Raw genomic sequence first — 18,771 nt, 5'->3', positions numbered from 1 at the left:
GGGTCGCCGGCACGTTGAGCAAGTGCTGTGCGGCGAGAATGTCAGCCAAACACCAGAAACCAAGCGACCTAATTTCGAGGCCTTACACGCATGACGCTAGAAAACCCAGGCATACCCCGGGTGTATTGGAAAAGTGGCGCATGGCGCTATAAATGCAATGCCCGCCAGAAGGCGCTGGTGGGCAAAAGCTGGATACGCTTGGGAGAAACAGCCAAAGAAGCCCAAGTCGCCTATGAACAGTGGCAGGAGCGGCTTTTCCCCAAAGCGGGCATGGGCTGCATATTCGACCGCTATGAAGCTGAGATCATCCCCGCCAAACCTGCTGAAGCGACACGACGATCCAACCTGCAGGAGCTTAAAAAGCTGCGTTCTGTGTTTGCCGAGTGTGAGCCAAGCGATATAACGGTTCACGACATTTATCGTTATATGGACGCCCGCGGCGTCCAGTCCAAAACTCAGGCCAACCATGAGTTGGCTTTGCTCAAGCACATCTTCCGGTATGCCCAGCGCTGGGGAATTGTCGAGCACAACCCCGCCGATCCGGTGACCAAGTTCAAACTTAAGCCACGTGATCGCTATATCACTCACGCTGAGTTTAGCCGCTTCCTGAAATTTACTTCCCCCTGGGTGCGCCGCTATGCCCTGCTGAAGTATAAAACCGGCCTACGCCAACGCGATCTTCTCACCCTGCGCCTAGACCAACTTACTCCAGACGGCATCGTTTTACGCAGCAGCAAAGCAGGCAAACAAGCTGTGATCCCCTGGGATGATGAGCTGAGGCGTTTAGTGCAGGAAATAAAGGCCGACAATCTCGGCCGGGGTAAGCAAGGCCCTACGCTGTTCTGTAAGCGGGACGGCATGCCTTACAACAAGGATAAGTTTCACAGCCGTTGGCAGTACGGGATGCGTAAGGCGATGCATGAGGGCCAGGTTTACCGAACATGATATACGCGCCAAGCACGCAACCGATGCAGATGACCAAGGCTATGACGCCATGACCAATTTGCAGCACAGCGACCGGCGAACGACTGAGGTCTATCTACGCGCTAAGCGAGTGCTGACGGTAAGCACGCTGGGGGCGGGAGAGTTCTTAGAAGATTAGACATTAGTCTATTATGCACTAGTCTGGCTGGAGCAGTATAACGGTAGGTGTTCCCCTCGTTATATTTTCGCCCTTTTCCGATGCCCAGACATAAAAAAAGGAACCAGCTAAGTAGCTGATTCCCTTGAATAAGTGGCGGAGGGACAGGGATTCGAACCCTGGATAGGCTATTAACCTATGCCGGTTTTCAAGACCGGTGCATTCAACCGCTCTGCCATCCCTCCGGCTTATGGGTGCGTATACTAACAGCTTTTCCTTGGAAGTCAACGCCTTTTAGTACAAACGTAACCCGACGCGGGTAATCTTTCCACCTTCTATATCGCTGACCACCCAATGAATGCCGTGCCAATCTACGTCGTCCCCGATAACCGGGTGGCCACCCACGCGCAGGGCGATAAATTCCGCCAGTGTCATGTCCTGTTCACCGGGGCTGAGCGTTAGGCCATAGGCTTGGGCGATATCCTGCATTTGCGCGCTGCCATCCAGAGTAAAGGTACCGAAGAAGGCACGCTCCTGCTTGAGCTTGGCATCGCCATTGAATAGTCGGTTAAGCGCGTACAAGTCCTCTGAGCGACCGATCACACAAATCACATCACCCAGCTTCAAGCGTGTGCTGCCCTTGGGGTGCAACATGGCGTGGTCGCGGAACAGCGCCGAAATCAAAGCACCTGATGGAAAACGCAGCAGCCGAATGGGCACGTCCTCTAAATCCTGGTTCTCGACCCCGTACACAAACAGCTCAAAGTCGTTTTCCGGCAGGATGCCCAGCGGGCCGCGCCGGTTAGGCACGGTGCCTACCGGCACTTCCACCTTCAACCACTTGGCCATCAGCGTCAGTGAGCCGCCCTGAATCAGTAGCGACATCAATACCACGGCGAAGGCCACATTAAAGTAGAGCGAGGCGTTTTCTACCCCACCGATAACCGGGAAAATAGCCAGCACGATAGGCACCGCCCCTCTCAAGCCCACCCAGGCAATGAAGAAGGTTTCCCGCCAACGGAATTTGAAGAACGGTTTGATGGTGATCAGCACCGCCAGCGGGCGGGCAATAAAGATAAGCGCCAGTGCCACCAAACCCGCGGGGAGCGCGACGTCCCATAGTTCACTGGGCGTCACCAGCAGGCCAAGCACCAGGAACAGGCCGATTTGACTTAACCACGCCAAGCCGTCGTGCACCGGCAGAATAAAGTTAAGGTGGCGCCCAGGCTGATTACCAATCATCAAACCAGCAAGGTAGATCGCCAAAAATCCGCTACCGCCCAGCACGCTGGTTAAACCGAATACGCTGAACCCCAGCGCCAGCGCCAGCATGGCGTAAAGACCCGGTGCTAAATCGAGCCAGCGCAGCAGCTTGGCACTCAGCCAACCGCCCCCTAGGCCGACAACCAAACCAATACCAAACTGGGAAAGGAAAAACAGCAGGGTTTCAACGGGGCCGCCAATATCACCAACAAGCAGCTCAACCAGCATCAGGGTCAGGAAAATTGCCATCGGGTCGTTGGTACCCGACTCGATCTCCAGCGTCGCCCCTACCCGTTCGTTGAGATTAACGCCGCGACCGCTAAGCATGGAGAAAACCGCAGCGGCATCGGTTGAACCTACGATGGCGCCAACCAGCAGGCCCTGTACTATCGTTAGGTCAAAAATCCACATCGCGATAACGCCAACAATGGCGCTGGTGATAAAGACGCCAAAGGTCGCGAGGGAAAGCGCGGGTTTAAAACCCACTCGGAAGGTTTTGAGGCGAGTACGTAAGCCACCGTCTAACAAAATCATGGCCAGCGCGAGGTGGCCGATGGCAAAGGCCATGGAGTAATCGTCAAACACTACGCCCAGTACGCCCTCTTCACCTGCTAGCATGCCTAGCCCAAGGAAGATCAGCAGCAGCGGCACACCCATCATCGACGATAAGCGGCTGGCCAAAATGCTGAGGGCCATAAGAGAACCGCCTACCAAAAAGAACGTATAAATTGTGTCCATGACTCTCCGTCTCTACATCAATACAGCGCTATTATTGCATGTAACCGTTGAATTTACTGTCTCTTCTCAGCGCCCCCTTATGCTCAAGGGGCTGGTCAGAAGCTTTCCCAGGCGGCTACACTTCGCCGTTACAACCCCTGGAGTTACTGACTATGTTGCGTTGCCTCTTACGCTGTTGGCACCCTATCCTGTTGAGTCTTATCGTCACCTTATTGTTTTCTAATTCAGTTATTTACGCAAATGAAGAGCGCGAAGAAAGCCCTTCAGAAACGGCCCCGCTGACGCTAGATACAGATGTTGAGGTGCCGGAAGCATTTTGGCGAAACATTGACAGCGAAAGCGTCGAGGAAGTGCCCACCACGGCGCAAACCCCGGCACCGCCGCTCGAACCACCGCCGGTTAAACACATCACGCTAATGCTGGATTGGTACTTGAGCCCGCAGCACGCAGCCTTGGTGATTGCTAAAGAGCGAGGGCTGTACGCTGCCCAAGGACTTGAAGTGGAGATTCAGTCACCGGCCGACCCCTCCATCGCTATCAAGCTGCTAACCGCAGGTGAAGTCGATTTGGCGCTGACCCGCCAGCCGCTGCTTCATATGCAGGCTCATAACGGCGCGCCAATCGTCCGCATCGCGACACTGATCGAAACCTCGCTGACGGCGGTCATTGTGGCGGGCGAGGAGCAGGCGGAAACCGAAAATACCTTGGCAGGGTTACACTATGGTTATACCACCGGAGAAGGTCGCGACCTGAGCATCCCGCGTTTACTCCCCCGCTCGGTACAGCAAACCGATGATTTCACCCCGCCCATCAACCTGCACTTCGCCCCCATTCGAGCAATGCGGGAGGGTCAGATTGACGCGGTCGCCGATGGCTTTTACCACTACCTTCCTCAGCAGTTGGCGACTGAAGGCATTAACACCCACGTCATTCGCTTCGATGAGTTAGATATCCCCCGTAATGACGGCCTGGTGGTATTGGCCAATAGCGATACGCTTGCGCGCCGCGCTGATACCTGGTCTCGGTTTGTGCTTGCCGTTGAGCAAGCGAGCCACTGGATTATCGACAACCCTGACGCCGCCTGGGAACTGCTGATTAGCGCGCACCCTGTGCTCGATAATGACATTAACGCCAACGCCTGGGAGGACATCCTGCGCCGCATGGCGCTGAGCCCCGCGGCGTTAGATAGCCGCCGTTACGCTGACTTTGAAACCTTTCTACACAAAATGGGCCTTACTGACGAGACGCTGCCCGTATCGCGTTTAGCAGTAGATCCACACACTTTATAACCAAGTATTAATAGCTCTCCATCCACTACCATGGCGGCCCATGAGCGAAACAGCTTTAATTTTTGCAAAAGGTAAGGGGCGTTGTTTTGCCAATCAGGTGGGCAAGTGCCGTGGCGCGTGCAATGGTCAGGAGTCGATAGCAGCGCATACCCAGGGGGCGCAGGAAGCGCTCACCCAGCTTCAGGTCAATGTTTGGCCGTGGCCGGGCAGCATTGCTATTGAGGGGCAGTCAGCGGGCGCTACAGCAGCGCCCGCAAGCGTTGATGTGGATAGCTACCGAATTTTGAACCGCTTCTTGCGTTACCCAGAGCAGCACGGTTTAACGGTCACACCACTGTGATAAAACAGCGCTTCTTAAGTTATCTACTAAACACGCATCTACTGCGCGTCTAGAAACGCCGTCACTGCCTGCTGGAAGGCTTCCGGCTGGTCGGCGTGTAGCCAGTGGCCGGCATTTTTGAGCGTTACCACACGAGCGCGGGGTAACACTTCACGCAGCGCGGGGATCATATCGTCAGCCACATAGTGAGAATCGCCGCCGCGTAGCACCAACGCCGGGCCTTCAAAAGGCTGCTCGCCATCGGGCACGCCGATAATGTCGCTATAACCGCGCTTGATCTGATCTAAGCCCACCCGTATCGCCATCACGTTATCGTCATTGCGCACCAGATTAGTGGCCAAGAACAGCCGTGTGGGTCGCGACTCAACATGCTCGCCCAGCAGATCATCGGCTTCACGACGACTTTTGGGTTGACCTTCCCGCACATTATCGAGCGCGGCAAACACATCATCGTGGCCATGCTCATAAGCCACCGGGGCAATATCCGCCACAATCAACGACGCCACCCGCTCAGGCGCCAAGCGCGCCAAACTGATCGCCACTTTGCCACCCATGGAGTGGCCCAGCACATGAGCGCGCTCGATCGAGAGCTTGTCCAATAGCGCTATCACGTCATCCGCCATGGTGGCGTAACGCATTCCCTCTGCATGGGGTGAGCGGCCATGGTTACGCAGATCCAGCGCAATCACCCGGCGGCTGCCCTGCCACACTTTTAAGTGCGAACGCCAATTATCGGCACTCCCCAGCAAACCATGAATCACCACCAGCGGAGGTGTATCTGCGGCGGCTTCGTCGGCGGGCATATCGATAAAGTGGAGATCAACGGTGGCAACGTCAGTCATGCTAGCTCCTCAGCCTTGCGGACTCTGTGTGTTTACGCGATTACGCCGTACGGGGCTCGGCATCCACCTGGCCTGTCCAAACCACCAAGCGGCGCGTTAGCCAGGCAAGCAGCAAGCCATACAGCGGAAGGAAAAACAGCAGGCTGATAGCGAGCTTAATGGCATAGTCAACGGCGGCGATTTCTATCCAATTGGCGGCCATAAAGGGGTCTGGGCTGTTATAGAACGCCGCCGAGAAGAATGCAAAGGTGTCAGCCAGGTTACCCAACACCGTTGAGCAAACGGGTGCTACCCACCATGCCCACTGGCGCAAGCGGTCAAACACTTGTACATCCAGCAACTGGCCAATCACATAGGCCAGGAAGCTGGCGAGGGCGATACGGGCGACAAACAGGTTCCACTCCGAAAGTGCCTCAATCCCGGCAAAGCTGCCGCGGGGAAATACCACGGATACCACATAGGAGACCAGCAGTGCGGGAAGCATAACGCGCAGAATAATCGATCGCGCCGGCCCTTTGCCAAACAGACGTACCGTTAGGTCGGTGGCTAGAAAAATAAACGGGAAGCTAAACGCGCCCCAGGTGGTATGAAAGCCAAACAGCGTAAACGGCAACTGAACGAGATAGTTACTGGCGGCAATAATGCCGATATGGAAAGCCACCATCACCATTAGGCAACGGCGGTGTTGAGTCTCACTCAATGCAAACATGCGGGTAGACCTTTTTTTAATAGATAAGAGGGGTTAGGGAACCCTCGGGGTAGTATGCGCATCGCCAAATCAACGTTGATAAAACTGGCGCTGTTCTGGGGAGCGCATTATACGGCTTATACATGATATTAAAAGCCAAGGGATGGAAGCCGCCACCCCTTGGCAATCTGCATGCCCTCGCACTTGGCTAATAAAAAGTAGCCGCATCAATCCAGCGGTGTGGCTCTATCAGCGGCACCTACCGAGCGTTCACGCATGACGGCGTGAACATCGGTCAGGCTGGTGGGGTCATCAATGGTGGAGGGAATACCAAACTCTTTGCCATCGGCAATCGTGCGCAGTAGCTTGCGCAGAATTTTACCCGAACGGGTTTTGGGTAAGCGGTCGACCACTAACACCTGCTTGAAGCAGGCAATTGGGCCAATATGCTCGCGAACCCGCGCAATGAGCTCGGCCTCCAGTGTCGCTTCATCGCCATTAAAACCATCTTTAGGAATCACCAGGCCAATCGGCAATTGCCCTTTAAGATCGTCATGAATCCCAATCACCGCGCACTCGGCCACCGCGGGATGGGCGCCAACCACCTCTTCCATTTCACCGGTCGAGAGTCTGTGCCCTGCCACGTTAATGACGTCATCGGTACGGCCCATAATGAACAGATAACCCTGCTCATCAAAATAACCGCCATCGCCGGTCAAATAATAACCGGGGAACGCCGCCATATAAGCGCTATGAAAACGCTTCTCGTCGCGCCAAACGCCGGTCAAACAACCTGGCGGCATGGGCTGTTTGATCACTACACTGCCCTGCTCCATGGGTTTGGCCTGTTCACCATCACGGTTGAGCACCTGCACATTGAAGCCAGGAACGGGGAACGTTGCGGATCCCGCTTTGGTGGGCACGGCCTCTATGCCGGGCAAGTTGGCGGCGATGGGCCAGCCGGTTTCAGTTTGCCACCAGTGATCAATCACCGGCACGTCCAAAAGGTCATCCAGCCAGTGAAACGTGGGTGGATCGAGGCGTTCTCCGGCCACATAGAGGTGCTTTAGGCTGCTGATATCGTAGTTCAGTAACAGTTTAGCATCAGGATCCTCTTTCTTAATCGCACGGAAGGCCGTGGGCGCAGTGAAGAAACTCTTCACCCGGTACTCCTCGATCAAGCGCCAGAAGCTGCCCGCATCGGGAGTTTTTACCGGCTTCCCTTCGTATACCACCGTGGTGCAACCAAGTAGCAAGGGGGCGTAAACAATGTAGGAATGCCCAACGACCCAGCCCACATCCGAGGCGGTAAAGAACACTTCACCGGGCTCCATGGCGTAGATCGCCTGCATCGAATAGGCCAGCGCTACCGCGTAGCCACCCGTATCGCGCATAACACCTTTGGGTTTTCCGGTGGTGCCTGAGGTATAGAGGATATACAGCGGGTCGGTTCCCTTCACCGGCACGCATTCAGCAAACGGCGCCTTCGCAACCAACTCTTCCCAGTCGTAATCGCCCTCCTCCAGTTCAGCCCGGTGCGCTTCACGCTGATAAACGACGCAGGCATCCGGCTTATGGGCGCTTAATTCAACGGCTTGGTCTACCATTGGCTTATAGGGCAACACCTTGCCCAGCTCGATACCGCAGGAAGCGGCAACCACCACTTTAGGCTCGGCGTCTTCAATCCGCGCCGCCAGCTCATGGGGGGCGAAGCCACCAAATACCACCGAGTGAATAGCGCCAAGCCGCGCGCAGGCGTACATGGCCACCAGCGCTTCGGGGATCATCGGCATATAAATCACCACGCGATCCCCCTTAGTGATGCCTAGTTGCGTTAGCGCCCCCGCGAAATACGCCACTTTATCGCGCATTTCGCGGTAGCTAAGGGTGAGCTTGGCTTGTGCGGCAGGCGAATCCCAGAAAATCGCCGCCTGATCACCGCGCCCATTTTCGACATGATAATCCAGTGCAGCGTAGCTAAGATTCATTTCACCGTCGCTGAACCAACGAGCATGCTCTTTCCCAGGGCTCTGCTCATCGTAGCTGAGAATGGTTTTGGGCGGCGTATACCAGGGAATACGTTTGGCCTGCTCGGCCCAGAACGATTCAGGGTGTTCGATGGAGCGTTGGAAGGTGTGTTGGTAGCGGTTCATGGTATCCCTATCTTTTTTGTAGTAACGATCAAGGAGAATTGTTGACACTTTATAAAGGAAACCGATATTTCGCCCTCATACTATGGGCTAAATAGCGACCAAAGCGGTAGACAGGCACCAACATTGTCGACAAGATGTCGAATGACTACCATTGATTAACCGTTAAACAGAAGTTTGGACAAAACTCGCTAAATTACTGATCATTAAACAACATGGTCCTCGCGACGCGACGATGCCTCGACAACGTACAGCAATGCCTTTAAAACGACGCCTTTAAAACAATGCTTATAAAACGCTGATGTAACAGTGTAGGCAAGGAGATCATTATGTCTGCTTCTACAAGCGCCGCTACACGCCTGCTTGAACATAACTGTCGCGCTATTGAGGCGGGAACCAACCTGCTAAAAGCGTTGGCCAATGAAAAACGGCTGCAAATCCTCTGCCTTCTTGCCGAGAAAGAGCTGTCAGTGACGCAAATTAATCAACAGCTTGCGTTAAGTCAGTCGGCACTTTCGCAACATCTGGCTATTTTGCGGCGTGATGAGCTCGTCGATACCCGACGGGAGTCACAAACCATCTATTATTCGTTAAGCAGCGAAAGCGCCAAGGCCGTGATTGACACCTTGGCACACCATTACGCTGCATAACGCTTCAGGGTTTAATCTCAGCGCCGCTGCCACCCAGCGGCGTCGATTAGACCAAGCGCTTTCAGCGCTGCTTTTTCAACACCTTCTGAAATGGCCAACCCCAGTTTACGACTGACGGTTTTAGGGGCTTCTAGCTTCACTGTGAATACTTGCGCCTCGGTCATACGTTCTACCAGATAGGCTTCGCTAGTCCCTACGCTGTCGACAAGCTGTAAAGATAGCGCCTCGCTACCGTACCAAATCTCGCCTGTGGCGAGGGTGTCAATATCCATGCTGGGACGCCGTTCTGCCACATAGCCTTTAAACAAGCGGTGCGTATTCTCTAAATCCTCCAAGAACTTCGCTTTACCCTCTTCGGTATTTTCACCCAGCACGGTTAAGGTACGTTTGTATTTACCGGCGGTAAGCAGTTCGACGTCAACATCATGGCGCTTAAGCAGGCGATGAATATTGGGAACTTGTGCCACCACGCCGATGGAACCAATCACTGCGAAAGGCGCGGCCTTGATGTGCTGTGCAGTACAGGCCATCAGGTAACCACCGCTTGCCGCCACCTTGTCGATACAGACGGTTGTGTTTAACCCCGCCGTACGCAGCCGGTCTAACTGCGCCGCTGCCAACCCATAGGCATGCACCAGGCCACCCGCGGACTCAAGACGCACCACTACCTCGTCTTCCTTAGCGGCGACACCGATGATGGCCGATACCTCTTGAGCAAAATGCTCGGTTTGCGAGGCTTTCAGATCGCCATGGAAGTCGAGCACCCAAACCCTTGGCGCTGAGGCGCCGTCTTGCTCCGTTTTGTGCTCCTTGTGACGCTTTTTATCTTCACTGCGAAATAGTTTCAGCAGTTTTTTGCGCGCACCAGGGAGCGTGGCAGCCAGCCGCAAACGCCGGACACGGCGGCGTCGTTGATCGTTAAGTGGCTCGATCGTGAGTTTCAGCTCGCTCTCTTTGTCCTGCTTGGTTCGTGCAATCAGCAGCAGGCCAAAGCCTATCAGCGCCATCACGATGGTGGTTTGCACAACAAAGGTGCCTATCTCTGCTACCCATTCACTCATTGACGTTCTCCATTAGAGGATTAATTCCTTTATAGCTCGTACGTTGTATATGCGTATGCTGATAGTGACTAGCGCGCTTGATTGGAACGCCCGTATGAAATAACCTCGCTTGCCTTTACGATTGTTTCTTTTGGCTCTGGTCGCTAGCCTTAGCCTGATCTACTTAACCGAGAGATATGTTATGTCAAACAACACCCTTGAGAAGTTAAAAGCGCGTTTTAATCCGGAAGCGGCAAAGGGCATGGATGAAGTTTTCCAGTTTCACTTTACCGATGCGGGCAGCTACTACTTAAATATCCAAGATGGCACGCTGGACGTACAAGAGGGTGAGCACGACGATCCTTCTGTCAGCTTAAGCCTAACCACTGACACGCTAAAAGGCATTATGAGCGGTGAGATCAATGGTATGACGGCCTTTATGACCGGTAAGCTAAAAGCGACTGGTAATGTCATGCTGGCCACTAAGCTGACTAGCTTATTCCCTAGCGAGTAATCGTCATATCGGCACGCGGCGCCGCTTACTCTTCGCGCCAGCGTGCCAAATGGGTTTCGATTAGTTCGCGGGATATCGAGTAAGGCGGCGGCAGAGAGGGCAACTGACGAGGTGAAAACCACGCCGCATCGCTAATTTCCACCCCATCGATGCGAATGCGCCGGGTGGTGGCTTCGGCGAAGTAACCAAACATCAACGAGTGCGGGAATGGCCACGCCTGACTTTGGTGATAACGCAGTTGATCGATATGCACGCCCACTTCCTCAAACACTTCACGATGCACCGCCTCTTCCGCTGACTCCCCAGGCTCGATAAAACCCGCCAAGGTGGAGTAGTGCCCGGGTGGAAAGCGCGGACTGCGGGCAAGCAGCATCGCCTCCCCGCTGGTCACCAGCGTGATAATACACGGTGAGATACGCGGATAGTTGCGGTGCCCACAGGCGTGGCAGTGCATAGCAAATTCCGCAGTTAGCTTGGTGGCCGGTGCACCACAGCGGCCGCAGAAACGGTGATTCTCTAACCAAGCACCTACCTGCAGCGCCGTGGAAAGCAGGCTAAACCAAACGGTTGAAAGCTCGCTCATCCATTGACGACCATCAATCCAATCGTTTCCAGCTTGGGATTCCACAAGCAGCGCCACCGGTTCATCATCCCAGTAACACAGCGGCTGCATCTGCTCTGTCCAGGGTTGATAGGGCTGCAGCGGGGTCAACTCTTCACTACCGTTTAACGGTGCGGGCGCCAATAGGCTACGCGACAGCCGAATAACCCGACCAGCTTGTTCGTGATGGGGGATTTCTCGCCTAAGCATCGCTGGCCGCACCCTCCTCAAACCAGTTCAATTGATGCGCCTCGCACTTGGCCTGATGGGCCGCTCGCTCTTCGTCTGTTGGCCGCACCACGCGCAACTGGCCCGGCGTTAAAGAAAGCCGCTGAATCGACATTCCTTCATTGGAGGTATCCGCCTGCTCCTGTTCCGCTGCGGAGGCCGCGTCCAAGGTCAGCGCGGTCTGTCCACCGGTCATCGCCAGGTAGACTTCGGCGAGGATTTCAGAATCTAACAGTGCGCCGTGCAGTACCCGGTGGCCATTGTCGATATCGTAGCGTTTGCACAATGCATCAAGACTGTTGCGCTGACCGGGGTGCATCTTCCGCGCCATGGTCAGCGTATCTAATACGCCACAATGATCGCTTACCGGCCCCAACACAGGGGATTTACGCTGCCGATTCAACATGCCCAGCTCGTGGTCAATAAAGCCCACATCGAAGGGGGCGTTATGAATCACCAGCTCTGCGCCTTCAATAAATGCCCAAAACTCATCGGCAATTGCCGCGAAGACCGGCTCGTCAGCGACTTTGGCGTCATCAATCCCGTGAACGGCGACTACTTCAGCATCGATATGCCGCTCAGGATTGATGTATTGGTGATAAGTGCGACCAGTGAAGCGTCGATTGACCATCTCAATAGCACCAATTTCGACTAGGCGATGGCCATCTTTGGGGTCAATACCCGTGGTTTCAGTATCCAAGATCACCTGACGCATCATGCTCTCCTCTTTTGGTGCTCATCAATCGCTTCATTGGCCAGCGCATCGGCGCGCTCGTTGCCAGGGTGGCCGCTATGCCCTTTTACCCAGTGCCACTCGACTTGGTGGCGCTGGGTCTCTTCGTGCAGGGTCTTCCACAGTTCGGCATTTTTGACCGGCTGCTTGGCAGCGGTTTTCCAGCCGCGCTTGATCCAGTTATGAATCCACTGGGTAATCCCCTGGCGTACATATTGGGAGTCAGTCCAAAGCGCCACTTCACAAGGGGTATTGAGGGTGCGTAGCGCCATAATCGCAGCCATTAACTCCATGCGATTATTAGTGGTATCTGCTTCATAGCCTTTCAAGGTTTTCTCATGCTCGCCACTCGCCAGCACGACGCCCCATCCGCCGGGCCCTGGGTTGCCCCTACAAGCCCCATCGGTATACACCGTTACCCGAGGTAGATCTCCCGCCGCCTCTTTAGTCAATCTCCTGATCCCCCGGTCTATGTAAAACAGATTTATGTAAAACAGGCTTCTGTGGATCAGCTTTATTTGAATCAGCTGTGTGCCTATCCGTTTGCCGTGTTTTGGCTTGCGATGTTCTAGCGGGAGGCGTTTGATAAGCTTGGTAGTGGGTGGATGAGCCTGAGCGGGTAACTCCCAACGACGCCGGGGACACTGGCGCCTTCAAACCAAATTTCAAACGCTGCACTGGCGCTTGGCGCTGCTGTCGGCGTGCTTGAATCATATAACTTTCGCCCAGCGGCAGGTTATGCCGCCGCCCTAACGACTCCCAATACTCACCGCACTTGGCGTTCATCCGCCCCCTGAAACAGCAATAGTCTACCCGCTCCACCTCAAAGTCGACAAACGCCAACCAGTCCCGCAGGCGGCTAGCCGAGCGCCAGGTACCGCTCAAGGGAAACGTCTGTTGGCGCTTTCGCAACTGCCGGGTAAGACCACTCACACCGACAGGGTTAAAACCAAACAGCACCATAATGCCGTTGTCAGCAGTGACACGCGCAGCCTCCTGAAGCGTAAAGTGGGCATCGGTTAAGTGCTCAAGCCAGTGGTGGATGACCATCACATCTAAACAGCGATCCGGCAGCGCAAGCTGATCCGGTGGGCATACCAAGGTGCTATCGTTTTCGGCTAACTGACGCGTAGGCAACCAGCGTATGGGGTGCGCAATGGCCGACATGGTCATCAGTGCCGGCCCCATGCTCATTTCCAAGCTGTGGCCGCCCACACGCGATTCCACAACGGGCCCTAAGCAGGCACGCTGTGTTTCCCACAGCGAACGCCCCGCCTCTGTTTGCCAATAAGGCTGGCTACTTTGTAAGCGCTTAGCCAGTGTCGTGGCCATCGTCGAATTTGACATGAACAGCGCTTCCCTCCACAGTAACGGCTTTTTAACGCCTTTTACGCACCGATTTAGCGCTAATAAGCGCAATGTTTGATGTGTTTTTTCGTAACTTAAAGGATCTCGCCGATGATGAGCGTGACACCGATCCCCGCCCTTAGCGACAACTATATTTGGCTATTAAGACAAGATACCAGTCAAAGCGTTTGTGTGGTGGATCCCGGTGAAGCTGCCCCGGTGATCGAGTTTCTTGAGCGTGAGTCGCTCACCCTAAGCTGCATTCTGATTACTCACCATCATCATGATCATACCGGTGGTTTAGCAGAATTAATTAAACGCTACTCTCCGCACGTTATCGGCCCCGACAATCCCAAGATTGAAGGCATCGATGAAACCGTGGGTGATGGCGACGAAGTCCGCATTATGGGTCGCTTGTTTGACGTCATGGCGACCCCCGGCCATACGCTGGATCATATCAGCTACTTCACAGCGGGTATCCCTGCACTACTGTTCTGCGGTGATACCCTTTTTTGCGCGGGTTGCGGTCGTTTATTCGAGGGTACCCCGGAGCAAATGTACACCGCGCTGAAAAAATTTGCGGAACTCCCTGAAGATACACTGGTCTTTGCAGCCCATGAGTACACTCAGGCAAACCTAACGTTTGCCCGTGCTGCGGATCCTGAAAACGAAGACGTCAAACACGCCTTGCAGGAGTGTGAAAAGGCGCGGGCATTGGATCGCCCCACCTTACCCAGCACGATAGGACGCGAGCTGAAAATTAATCCCTACCTCCGTGTGGGCACTGATAGCGTGCGCCAAGCGGCAGGCACCCAGGGTGTTAATAATGATGATCTCGCTACGTTCACCACTCTACGCGAGTGGAAGAACCGTTTTTAAGAACGCTATCGAAACCAAACGAATGCAACTATGACCTATCGAACGATTCGCCAGCGCTTGATGCTGAGCGCTGGCAGTACCGTAATAATGGGCCTAATGTTAGCCGCTGCGGCAAGCTCACAAGCCTCTGCGACAGCCTATGAAGGATCTACGGCATCAACCAGTAAATCAGTAGACGCTACAAAACCACGCCCCACGCCGTTCCGAATCCATTTTTGGGAGGCGCTGGAGCTGGAACCTCAGGACGCTTGGACAACGCTGCGTAAAAGCTTTCAGTGGCAAGAGAAGTCACTGCCAGACGAGGCCCAAGCACGGGTAGACGAATGGGTTGAGCACTACCGTTCCAGCCCCGAAAACATTGCTACTATCACCGAACGCGCCTCTCCCTGGCTTGCCTGGATTACCCAGCAAGTTAGCGAGCGTGGCCTGCCTGGTGAAGTCGCGTTAATACCCTTCGTCGAGAGCTCCTTTGACCCAGGCGCGCGAAGTCATCGCGGCGCTGCTGGGCTATGGCAGTTTATGCCCGGCACTGGTGATGCATTGGGTTTGGTACGCAACGGAAACTACGATGGCCGGTTAGACGTTTTAACCTCCACCGAAGCGGCGCTGGACTACTTGGAAATGCAGGCCGATCAGTGGTATGAAGGCGATCTGATGCTTTCATTAGCGGCTTATAACGCCGGCGCAGGCACCGTTAACCGCGCTCGACGCCAGGCCCAAAGCCAAGGCCTAAACGGTGATTACTGGGATCTCTCGCTGCCCTATGAAACCATGCAGTATGTGCCCAAACTGAAAGCCATCGCGACCATCATTAACGACCCTGAGCAGTACGGTGTCAGCTTGCCGGAAATACATGTTGATCCGGCCTTCGCTAAAGTTAAGTTGGCCCAAGCAGTGACGCTCTCAGAAGCCTCTCAACTGCTGGGTGTCAGCCAAACCGCGTTAGCCGAATTAAACCCTGGCTTGCTCAATGGCAGCATTGACCCCCGTAGTGCTCAGACACTGCTGGTACCTGAAGAAGTGGATACCCAGATGCTAGCGCAGCTTTCTCAAGGCGGCAGTCAAACACAAGACAGCAACCAAGCGCTTGCGCAAAACAGCCGTGGCAATACCCACCGCGTTGAAAGAGGCGACAGTCTCTCTGCGATTGCGGCCCGGTATAATATTGACCAGCAAGACCTTATACGCTGGAATGCGATTGACCGCCCCAGCACTCTGCAACCAGGCCAACTGCTGACACTTTCAGGGCGTTAAACCGGGTTAACTAGTTGGCTTTGTTCACATGGGATGTCTCAAATGCCGCGTGGTTTGTTTTTTGCGAAAACGCTTCTACTCATCAGTGGCCTGCTGTCCAACGTTTCAATACTGGCTTCAGACGCCGAAACAATAGCGTCAGAGTCGACGTCTATCACCGCCACCAACACTAATGTGGTGGGTGATTTGAACACCGACGCAAACAACGTGGTTCCTATTGAAACAGTTCATGGGTTATCGCTTTACGATAGCCCCGAGCTGCCAGCCGACTTCCCCTACTTCCCTCACGTAAACCCACAGGCCCCCAAAGGCGGCACCATTACCCATACCGCCGTGGGGAGCAGCTTTGACTCGACCAATCCGTTTATTATTCGCGGCACGCCAGTTACCGGCATTTCACAAATTTATGACACCCTTATGGCCAGCAACCCCAATGAGCCCTTTAGCCTCTACGGCTTGCTGGCCGAAGGCGTGCGCCTTGACCCTGACAGGGAGTGGATTGAGTTCGACCTGCGCCCTGAAGCGCGTTTTCAAGATGGGGAACCTGTCACGGCCTACGATGTGGTGTTCTCGCTTAATCTGCTCCGCGAAGAGGGAAATCCGTTTTACGCCAGTTACTACGCGGGAGTGGAAGAAGCCATCGCCCTCAATGAGCATCAGGTACGGTTCACCTTCAACGACACTCAATCCCGAGAGCTGCCGTTAATCGTCGCCCAGTTACCCATACTCCCCCGCCACTACTGGGAGCCCCGCGAATTCACCTCCCCCACCCTTGCGGCACACCCAGGCTCCGGGCCCTATCGCATTAGCGAAGTAGACCCAGGTAGGCGAATTGTTTATCAGCGCGATGAAGATTATTGGGGTAAAGATTTGCCGGTCAACGTTGGCCGATACAATATTGATCGCATCATTTACGACTACTACCGTGACCGCGATATTGCCTGGGAAGCTTTTAAAGCGGGACTGACGGACTTCCGTACCGATGCACGCGCCGCCACCTGGGCGATTGGCTATAATTTTCCAGCCTATGAAGAGGGCTTGGTTAAGCGGCTAACAGTGCCTGATGTTAACCCCTCTATGATGCAGGCGTTTGTCTTCAACCTGCGTAAAGAGAAATTTCAGGATCCGAGGGTGCGGGAAGCACTGAGCCTGACCTTTGATTTTCCGTGGCTCAACACCAATATTTTTTACGGCACTTACCAGCGCACCAAGAGTTTTTTCCAAAACTCTGAAATGGAAGCCACCGGCTTACCCTCTGAAGAAGAACTGGCACTATTGGAGCCTTTTCACGAAGCGTTAATAGCCTCTCACGGCTCTGACCGTCTCTTTACCGAGCCGCTGCCCATTGAGCAGCCCACTGATTTGCGCGAGAGGCTGCGCAAAGCGCTCGACCTGCTGCGTGAGGCAGGTTATCGCGTAGAGGACGGCGTGCTAGTCAATCAGGAGACTGGACGGCCGTTAAGCCTCGAAGTATTGCTCTATGACTCAGGCCTTGAACGGGTCGTTCAACCCATGCTTCGCAACATGGCCCGCTTGGGGGTGCAGACATCGCTGCGTATCGTTGATATTAATCAATATTTAAACCGGCAGCGTAATTATGACTATGACATAGTGATCAGTCATTTCCCTCAGTCGAACAACCCGGGCAATGAACAGCGCGACTTCTGGACCAGCGCCGCCGCCGAGGCACCGCAAAGCCGTAATCGGATGGCGCTGGCACATCCGGCGGTCGATGCGTTGGTGGAGGAGATCATTAGTGCTGGTGGCCGTGAAGAGTTGGATACCGCCACGCGCGCGCTGGATCGGGTGCTGCGCTGGGGGTTTTATGTGATTCCCCACTACCACTCTGGGGAGACACGCATCGCCATTTGGGATAAGTTCGGCTACCCCGAACCCTTCCCTAAATACGCCATGGATCTGGATGCGTGGTGGGTAGACACCGACCGTGAAGCAGAGCTGCAGCGCCGCCAGCGCGGCCGTTAACTTTGGTCCAATTATAGCTGCTTAAGCGCAACGGCTTGTCCTCAACGGATTCATCGTCATAAACCTCGGAGTGCTCTGTGGCCCGTTATACCCTACGCCGACTGCTGCTAATGATTCCGACCCTTTTCGGGATCATGCTACTCAATTTTATTATTGTTCAGGCGGCGCCGGGCGGGCCAATTGATCAGATGCTGGCGCGTTTTGAAGGCGCCGACGCCATGGCCAGCACTCGCTTGGATATGGGGGGCGCCGATGTCCAAGTCAGCGATGACTCCCGGGGAGCCCGAGGTATTGACCCACGCTTTATCGAACAGCTAGAGCAGCAGTTTGGTTTTGACAAACCCGCCCATGAACGCTTTATCGGCATGATGGCGGATTACCTCACCCTCGATTTTGGCACCAGTTTCTTCCGCGACCGCCCGGTCACCGAGCTGATGATTGAGCGTCTGCCGGTATCCATATCTCTAGGGCTCTGGACGACACTGCTGGTCTACTTAATCTCCATCCCGTTAGGCATTAAAAAAGCGCTACGCCACGGCTCCCGGTTTGACGTCTGGTCTTCGGGGTTAGTGATTGTCGGCTATGCCATTCCGGGCTTCCTGTTTGCCATCCTGCTTATTGTGCTGTTTGCCGGAGGCACCTACTGGGACTTATTCCCTTTACGCGGTTTGACCTCACCCGACTTCGACCAGCTTTCAGCCTGGGGCAAGGTCAAAGACTACTTCTGGCATATCACACTGCCGGTTATCGCCGCCTCGATTGGCAGCTTTGCCACGCTGACGATGCTAACCAAAAACAGCTTTCTCGATGAGATTCACAAGCAGTATGTAATTACCGCCCGCGCCAAGGGGGCCGACGAGCGGCGCGTGCTTTACGGCCATGTGTTTCGCAATGCCATGCTGATTATTATCGCGGGCCTACCCGCCGCCATGATCGGTATTTTCTTCACCGGCGCGCTGCTCATCGAAGTAATCTTCTCCCTAGATGGGCTAGGCCTGCTCGGTTTTGAAGCGGTCATGCAGCGGGATTATCCGGTGATATTTGGCACCCTCTTCCTGTATACCGTAATCGGCTTAATCCTCAAGCTGATTTCCGATTTGACTTACGTGTGGGTCGACCCGCGTATCGATTTTTCGACCCGGGAGTCGTGA

Annotated in this window: 19 protein-coding genes and 1 tRNA gene; 10 read left to right on the top strand and 10 right to left on the bottom strand. The window is 54.7% G+C overall.

The window, feature by feature from the left end:
- Window positions 1–90: 90 nt before the first annotated feature.
- Entirely contained in the window at window positions 91–945 is an 855-nt protein-coding gene (locus tag HZS52_RS16505) for a tyrosine-type recombinase/integrase (RefSeq protein WP_223827943.1), read from the top strand.
- Complete coding sequence (locus tag HZS52_RS24455; RefSeq protein ID WP_223827942.1) at window positions 920–1,102, top strand: site-specific integrase; 183 nt, start codon at window positions 920–922, stop codon at window positions 1,100–1,102. The genes HZS52_RS16505 and HZS52_RS24455 overlap by 26 nt, the downstream gene beginning before the upstream one ends.
- A gap of 133 nt (window positions 1,103–1,235) precedes the next feature.
- On the opposite strand, the gene HZS52_RS16500 is transcribed toward HZS52_RS24455, so the two are convergent.
- Window positions 1,236–1,326: transfer RNA gene (locus tag HZS52_RS16500), tRNA-Ser, on the bottom strand.
- Window positions 1,327–1,375: 49 nt separating this feature from the next.
- A complete protein-coding gene (locus HZS52_RS16495; RefSeq protein WP_190373175.1) occupies window positions 1,376–3,082 on the bottom strand; it encodes a potassium/proton antiporter in 1,707 nt (568 codons plus the stop codon).
- 152 nt (window positions 3,083–3,234) lie between these two features.
- Between HZS52_RS16495 and HZS52_RS16490 the strand changes: the two genes are divergently transcribed.
- Both HZS52_RS16490 and HZS52_RS16485 read left to right on the top strand, forming a co-directional pair.
- Window positions 3,235–4,371, top strand: a complete 1,137-nt coding sequence (locus HZS52_RS16490) for an ABC transporter substrate-binding protein (RefSeq protein WP_190373174.1) — start codon at window positions 3,235–3,237, stop codon at window positions 4,369–4,371.
- A gap of 40 nt (window positions 4,372–4,411) precedes the next feature.
- Window positions 4,412–4,711 (top strand): hypothetical protein, encoded by a 300-nt coding sequence (locus HZS52_RS16485; RefSeq protein ID WP_223827941.1) that lies wholly within the window; start codon window positions 4,412–4,414, stop codon window positions 4,709–4,711.
- Between the two features lie 38 nt (window positions 4,712–4,749).
- Here HZS52_RS16485 and HZS52_RS16480 read toward each other — a convergent pair whose 3' ends face one another.
- The 3 genes from HZS52_RS16480 to HZS52_RS16470 form a co-directional block, all read right to left on the bottom strand.
- Entirely contained in the window at window positions 4,750–5,553 is an 804-nt protein-coding gene (locus HZS52_RS16480; RefSeq protein WP_022523356.1) for an alpha/beta fold hydrolase, read from the bottom strand.
- 40 nt (window positions 5,554–5,593) lie between these two features.
- On the bottom strand, window positions 5,594–6,262 hold the full coding sequence (locus tag HZS52_RS16475; protein WP_009287831.1) for a 7-cyano-7-deazaguanine/7-aminomethyl-7-deazaguanine transporter: 669 nt from the start codon (window positions 6,260–6,262) through the stop codon (window positions 5,594–5,596).
- Window positions 6,263–6,468: 206 nt separating this feature from the next.
- Window positions 6,469–8,442, bottom strand: coding sequence for a propionyl-CoA synthetase (locus HZS52_RS16470; RefSeq protein WP_263364928.1), 1,974 nt, complete (start codon window positions 8,440–8,442; stop codon window positions 6,469–6,471).
- Window positions 8,443–8,720: 278 nt separating this feature from the next.
- Between HZS52_RS16470 and HZS52_RS16465 the strand changes: the two genes are divergently transcribed.
- A complete protein-coding gene (locus HZS52_RS16465) occupies window positions 8,721–9,041 on the top strand; it encodes an ArsR/SmtB family transcription factor (protein WP_022523354.1) in 321 nt (106 codons plus the stop codon).
- Between the two features lie 17 nt (window positions 9,042–9,058).
- On the opposite strand, the gene sohB is transcribed toward HZS52_RS16465, so the two are convergent.
- A complete protein-coding gene (gene sohB, locus HZS52_RS16460) occupies window positions 9,059–10,102 on the bottom strand; it encodes a protease SohB (protein WP_022523353.1) in 1,044 nt (347 codons plus the stop codon).
- A 181-nt stretch (window positions 10,103–10,283) separates the two neighbouring features.
- Between sohB and HZS52_RS16455 the strand changes: the two genes are divergently transcribed.
- The gene (locus HZS52_RS16455) at window positions 10,284–10,595 is read left to right on the top strand and encodes an SCP2 sterol-binding domain-containing protein (RefSeq protein ID WP_022523352.1); all 312 of its coding nucleotides are present in this window, start codon (window positions 10,284–10,286) and stop codon (window positions 10,593–10,595) included.
- Window positions 10,596–10,620: 25 nt separating this feature from the next.
- Here the strand turns inward: HZS52_RS16455 and nudC are convergent, their stop codons facing one another.
- Genes nudC through HZS52_RS16435 form a run of 4 tightly spaced genes read right to left on the bottom strand, consistent with a single transcriptional unit; the run spans window position 10,621 to window position 13,504 of the window.
- The gene (gene nudC, locus HZS52_RS16450) at window positions 10,621–11,406 is read right to left on the bottom strand and encodes an NAD(+) diphosphatase (protein ID WP_190373173.1); all 786 of its coding nucleotides are present in this window, start codon (window positions 11,404–11,406) and stop codon (window positions 10,621–10,623) included.
- A complete protein-coding gene (gene dnaQ, locus HZS52_RS16445; RefSeq protein ID WP_138801557.1) occupies window positions 11,399–12,139 on the bottom strand; it encodes a DNA polymerase III subunit epsilon in 741 nt (246 codons plus the stop codon). The genes nudC and dnaQ overlap by 8 nt, the downstream gene beginning before the upstream one ends.
- Complete coding sequence (gene rnhA, locus HZS52_RS16440) at window positions 12,139–12,609, bottom strand: ribonuclease HI (RefSeq protein WP_022523349.1); 471 nt, start codon at window positions 12,607–12,609, stop codon at window positions 12,139–12,141. The genes dnaQ and rnhA overlap by 1 nt, the downstream gene beginning before the upstream one ends.
- Window positions 12,602–13,504, bottom strand: coding sequence for a class I SAM-dependent methyltransferase (locus HZS52_RS16435; protein ID WP_138801556.1), 903 nt, complete (start codon window positions 13,502–13,504; stop codon window positions 12,602–12,604). The genes rnhA and HZS52_RS16435 overlap by 8 nt, the downstream gene beginning before the upstream one ends.
- A 111-nt stretch (window positions 13,505–13,615) precedes the next feature.
- Between HZS52_RS16435 and gloB the strand changes: the two genes are divergently transcribed.
- The 4 genes from gloB (at window position 13,616) to HZS52_RS16415 (ending at window position 18,771) form a co-directional block, all read left to right on the top strand.
- Window positions 13,616–14,383 (top strand): hydroxyacylglutathione hydrolase, encoded by a 768-nt coding sequence (gene gloB / locus HZS52_RS16430; protein WP_009287828.1) that lies wholly within the window; start codon window positions 13,616–13,618, stop codon window positions 14,381–14,383.
- A 30-nt stretch (window positions 14,384–14,413) separates the two neighbouring features.
- Window positions 14,414–15,637, top strand: a complete 1,224-nt coding sequence (locus HZS52_RS16425) for a transglycosylase SLT domain-containing protein (protein ID WP_009287827.1) — start codon at window positions 14,414–14,416, stop codon at window positions 15,635–15,637.
- A gap of 42 nt (window positions 15,638–15,679) precedes the next feature.
- The gene (locus tag HZS52_RS16420) at window positions 15,680–17,620 is read left to right on the top strand and encodes an extracellular solute-binding protein (RefSeq protein ID WP_190373172.1); all 1,941 of its coding nucleotides are present in this window, start codon (window positions 15,680–15,682) and stop codon (window positions 17,618–17,620) included.
- Window positions 17,621–17,697: 77 nt separating this feature from the next.
- Window positions 17,698–18,771, top strand: coding sequence for a microcin C ABC transporter permease YejB (locus HZS52_RS16415; RefSeq protein WP_007114307.1), 1,074 nt, complete (start codon window positions 17,698–17,700; stop codon window positions 18,769–18,771).

The sequence above is a fragment of the Vreelandella titanicae genome (assembly GCF_014697095.1).
Taxonomy (GTDB): domain Bacteria; phylum Pseudomonadota; class Gammaproteobacteria; order Pseudomonadales; family Halomonadaceae; genus Vreelandella; species Vreelandella titanicae.
This window is presented reverse-complemented; position numbering and strand designations above follow the sequence as displayed.

Excerpts from the sequence above, each read along its gene's own strand:
- HZS52_RS16505 (WP_223827943.1), top strand. The coding sequence starts at position 91 with ATGACGCTAGAAAACCCAGGCATACCCCGGGTGTATTGGAAAAGTGGC.
- HZS52_RS24455 (WP_223827942.1), top strand. The coding sequence starts at position 920 with ATGAGGGCCAGGTTTACCGAACATGATATACGCGCCAAGCACGCAACC.
- HZS52_RS16495 (WP_190373175.1), bottom strand. The coding sequence starts at position 3,082 with ATGGACACAATTTATACGTTCTTTTTGGTAGGCGGTTCTCTTATGGCC.
- HZS52_RS16490 (WP_190373174.1), top strand. The coding sequence starts at position 3,235 with ATGTTGCGTTGCCTCTTACGCTGTTGGCACCCTATCCTGTTGAGTCTT.
- HZS52_RS16485 (WP_223827941.1), top strand. The coding sequence starts at position 4,412 with ATGAGCGAAACAGCTTTAATTTTTGCAAAAGGTAAGGGGCGTTGTTTT.
- HZS52_RS16480 (WP_022523356.1), bottom strand. The coding sequence starts at position 5,553 with ATGACTGACGTTGCCACCGTTGATCTCCACTTTATCGATATGCCCGCC.
- HZS52_RS16475 (WP_009287831.1), bottom strand. The coding sequence starts at position 6,262 with ATGTTTGCATTGAGTGAGACTCAACACCGCCGTTGCCTAATGGTGATG.
- HZS52_RS16465 (WP_022523354.1), top strand. The coding sequence starts at position 8,721 with ATGTCTGCTTCTACAAGCGCCGCTACACGCCTGCTTGAACATAACTGT.
- sohB (WP_022523353.1), bottom strand. The coding sequence starts at position 10,102 with ATGAGTGAATGGGTAGCAGAGATAGGCACCTTTGTTGTGCAAACCACC.
- HZS52_RS16455 (WP_022523352.1), top strand. The coding sequence starts at position 10,284 with ATGTCAAACAACACCCTTGAGAAGTTAAAAGCGCGTTTTAATCCGGAA.
- nudC (WP_190373173.1), bottom strand. The coding sequence starts at position 11,406 with ATGCTTAGGCGAGAAATCCCCCATCACGAACAAGCTGGTCGGGTTATT.
- dnaQ (WP_138801557.1), bottom strand. The coding sequence starts at position 12,139 with ATGCGTCAGGTGATCTTGGATACTGAAACCACGGGTATTGACCCCAAA.
- HZS52_RS16435 (WP_138801556.1), bottom strand. The coding sequence starts at position 13,504 with ATGTCAAATTCGACGATGGCCACGACACTGGCTAAGCGCTTACAAAGT.
- gloB (WP_009287828.1), top strand. The coding sequence starts at position 13,616 with ATGATGAGCGTGACACCGATCCCCGCCCTTAGCGACAACTATATTTGG.
- HZS52_RS16425 (WP_009287827.1), top strand. The coding sequence starts at position 14,414 with ATGACCTATCGAACGATTCGCCAGCGCTTGATGCTGAGCGCTGGCAGT.
- HZS52_RS16420 (WP_190373172.1), top strand. The coding sequence starts at position 15,680 with ATGCCGCGTGGTTTGTTTTTTGCGAAAACGCTTCTACTCATCAGTGGC.